General features: G+C 70.7%; 3 protein-coding genes. 1 reads left to right on the top strand and 2 read right to left on the bottom strand.

The features are described from left to right. Both ACQRUO_RS39000 and fbaA read right to left on the bottom strand, forming a co-directional pair. On the bottom strand, window positions 1–1038 hold a 1038-nt coding region (locus ACQRUO_RS39000; RefSeq protein WP_428320931.1), incomplete at its 3' end, for an ArnT family glycosyltransferase. A gap of 271 nt (window positions 1039–1309) precedes the next feature. Then, a complete protein-coding gene (gene fbaA, locus ACQRUO_RS38995) occupies window positions 1310–2332 on the bottom strand; it encodes a class II fructose-bisphosphate aldolase (protein ID WP_428320930.1) in 1023 nt (340 codons plus the stop codon). Between the two features lie 248 nt (window positions 2333–2580). On the opposite strand from fbaA, the gene ACQRUO_RS38990 reads away from it, so the two are divergent. Beyond that, window positions 2581–3309 (top strand): DedA family protein, encoded by a 729-nt coding sequence (locus tag ACQRUO_RS38990; RefSeq protein WP_428320929.1) that lies wholly within the window; start codon window positions 2581–2583, stop codon window positions 3307–3309. The last annotated feature ends 138 nt before the right edge of the window (window positions 3310–3447 follow it).

Raw genomic sequence — 3447 nt, 5'->3', positions numbered from 1 at the left:
GCCACCCGTGCCGCCCGCGGTGCCGCCGCCCTGCGCCGCACCGCCCTGCGCCGCACCGCCCTGCGCCGCACCGCCGTGGCCGGCGCCGCCCCGGCCGCCGCCGAAGCCCATGATGCCGCCCTGCCCCTGCCCGGAGGTGACGCTGCCGGTCTCACCGGCGTTCAGGCCGACCGAGGTGAACCGGTTCAGGAAGTTGTAGCCGACCACCATGCTGTACGCGGAGTTGTCGGTGGTGCCGTCGATGTACGGGCGGTCCTTGGCCGGCGTCACCGTGGCCAGCGCGATCCAGGAGGCCGAGACCGCCACCGCGACCAGCCCGGCGAGCCCCAGGTGGGCGAACCGGCGGCGCAACCGGGTCGGCGCGGCCACCAGGTACACCGCGCCCAGCGCCGGCAGCACCGCCCAGGACTCCAGCATCTTGGCCTGGAAGGCCAGGCCGACCCAGACCCCGGAGAGCACCAGGGTGCGCAGCCGGGCGTGCTGCGCCGCGCGCATCGCGGCGTCGGCCGCGAGCAGCAGCAGCAGGGTGAAGAGCGGGTCCTCGACGGCGGTGCGGAACAGGCCGGCCAGCGCCGGGGTGAGGGCGAAGGCGGTGGCGGCGAGCAGCGCCGCGTTGGCTCCGGCCCAGCGGCGCACCGCGCGGTACAGCACCAGCACCGCGAGCACGCCCTCGATCGCCTGGGGCAGCGTCAGGGCCCAGGGGTGGAAGCCGAAGAGGCGGGCCGACAGGGCCTGCGGCCAGAGGAAGCCGGGGAGCTTGTCGAGGGTGATCGTGTTGGCGGGGTCGTACGAGCCAAAGACGAACGCCTTCCAACTCTCCGTCATGCTCCGGACGGCGTCGGCGTAGAAGCTGTGGTACGTGCTCTGCCCGATCCCCCAGAAGTACAGCAGGCCCGCGACGGTCGCGATGCCGAGCAACGCCGGCCTGGCGTAGGCCGGTTGTCCCTCGGGTGAACGCCACGGGGCTCTGCGGATCGTCCAGCGTCGGCTCGCGGGCAGCTCTGGCTCTGGGGCGATCGGTAGCACGGTGGTAGCCATGCGTGACAGCCTTCGTCGAGTCCATGAGAAGAACCTGACAGACAGGGCATTTGGGCGAAATCCATACCGTGACCTGAAGAAGATTTTGCCGTCCGGACTCTTGGCGTCCAGCTTTTCCCATGGTTTCCCAGCCGCTGTTCATGCAGTGCGGCCACAGGTCCGGGTCGACGGCCGAAGGCCCTGGTCGGCAGCTGCCGACCAGGGCCTTCGGGTGGGGTCCGGTGCCGCGCCGCGGGCGCGGGCGGTCACCGGTGGTGACGAGCGGGTGGCGTCACTTCAGGCGGGTGCCCGCCGAGCGCAGCGCCTTGGCGGCCTCGACCACGCGGGCGGCCATGCCGGCCTCGGCGAGCTTGCCCCAGGTGCGCGGGTCGTAGGTGCTCTTCTTGCCGACCTCGCCGTCGACCTTGAGCACGCCGTCGTAGTTCTTGAACATGTGCTCGACGACCGGGCGGGTGAAGGCGTACTGGGTGTCGGTGTCCAGGTTCATCTTGACCACGCCGTTCTCCAGCGCGGTGGCGATCTCCTCGTCGGAGGAGCCCGAGCCGCCGTGGAAGACGAAGTCGAACGGGTCCTGCTTGCCGTACTGCTTGCCGATCGCGTCCTGCAGCTCGCGGAGCAGCTCGGGGCGGAGCACCACGTTGCCCGGCTTGTACACGCCGTGCACGTTGCCGAACGAGGCGGCCAGCAGGTAGCGGCCCTTCTCGCCCAGGCCCAGCGCCTCGGCGGTGCGCACCACGTCGTTGACCGAGGTGTAGAGGGAGTCGTTGATCTCGTGCGAGACGCCGTCCTCCTCGCCACCGGTCGGGGTGATCTCGACCTCGAGGATGATCTTGGCGGCGACGGCCTGGGCCAGCAGCTCCTCGGCGATGCTCAGGTTGTCGGCCAGGGTCTCGGCCGAGCCGTCCCACATATGCGACTGGAAGAGCGGGTTCAGACCCTTGGCCACGCGCTCGGCGGAGACCGCCAGCAGCGGGCGGACGTAGCCGTCCAGCTTGTCCTTGGGGCAGTGGTCGGTGTGCAGCGCGATGGTCACGTCGTACTTGGCCGCCACCACGTGGGCGAACTCGGCCAGCGCCACGGCACCGGTGACCATGTCCTTGCTGTGCTGGCCGCCCAGGAACTCGGCGCCGCCGGTGGAGATCTGGACGATGCCGTCGCTCTCCGCCTCGGCGAAGCCGCGCAGCGCCGCGTGCAGCGTCTGCGACGAGGTGACGTTGATGGCCGGGTAGGCGAACTTGCCCGCCTTGGCCCGGTCGAGCATCTCGTTGTAGGCCTCGGGAGTTGCGATAGGCATGCGAATCCGCTCCTGTCGGGGGGTCTTGTGTGCGCCGCGGCCCGGACGCCGGTGTCATCTTCCCAGACTCGTCCCCGGGGCACACCATGCCGCCCGCCACACGGGACGGCCGGACGGGCGCAAGCCCTCGGATATTCGGGCGAAGGGGAGGGTTCGGGCAGGTCGGCGGCGGTACGAGGGTCGCTCGCGGGCCGCTCGGGCGTGGTTCCGTACCGGTTCGCGACACCTGCCCGCGCTATTCTCCGAGCGTGACTACCACCTATCTAGCGGTCAACCTCCTCGACGCCAAGTCGCTGATCAGCTCGGTCGGGACGGTCGGCCTGCTGGCGATCATCTTCGCCGAGACCGGCCTGCTGATCGGGTTCTTCCTGCCCGGCGACTCGCTGCTGATCCTGGGCGGCGTGGCTGCCTCCTCGGCCGCCGCCAAGGCCTTCGGGCCGGGCGTGCAGATGCCGATCGCCGCGCTGCTGCTCGGTGCGCCGATCTGCGCGATCGCCGGTGCCCAGCTCGGCCACCTGCTCGGCGCCAAGGTGGGTGGCAGGCTCTTCGACAAGCCCGAGTCGCGGATCTTCAAGCGCGAGTACGTGGCGAAGGCCGAGGAGTACTTCGCCAAGTTCGGGCCGGAGAAGGCCGTGGTGATGGCCCGCTTCATCCCGATCGTGCGGACCTTCCTCAACCCGGTGGCCGGCACCCTGGAGATGCCGGCCCGGAAGTTCTTCGTCTGGAACGCGATCGGCGGCATCGTCTGGACCGAGGCGATGCTCAGCATCGGCTACTTCTTCGGCGACTCGATGGCGCCGGTGATCGACAAGTACCTGATCCCGGCGATGGCGCTGATCATCCTGCTGTCGATCTCGCCGATCCTGGTCGAGGTGGTGCGCGAGCGGAAGAAGCGCAAGGCGGGCGGCGGCCGTCCGGGCGCGGCCGAGGCCGGCGAGCCGGTCTCCAGCGGCGGCGGCCGGCACCGCCGCGGCTGATCCCGCGCCGAGCGCCACGCGCCCCCGCGGCACGCCACGGTGCCCAAGAACCGGGGCGGGGCGGGGGTACAATTTTTTCTTCGGGGGGGCTTGCCTTCCACAAAGTTTCCCCTTCCACCCCCCCCCACCCCCCCCCCC

This window comes from Kitasatospora sp. LaBMicrA B282 (assembly GCF_050325825.1).
GTDB lineage: Bacteria > Actinomycetota > Actinomycetes > Streptomycetales > Streptomycetaceae > Kitasatospora.
Note: the sequence above shows the minus strand (reverse complement) of the source record. Positions and strands in the feature narration are given on the sequence as shown.

Bases quoted from the DNA above. Each gene is read 5' to 3' on its own strand.
- fbaA (WP_428320930.1), bottom strand. From the start codon at position 2,332: ATGCCTATCGCAACTCCCGAGGCCTACAACGAGATGCTCGACCGGGCC.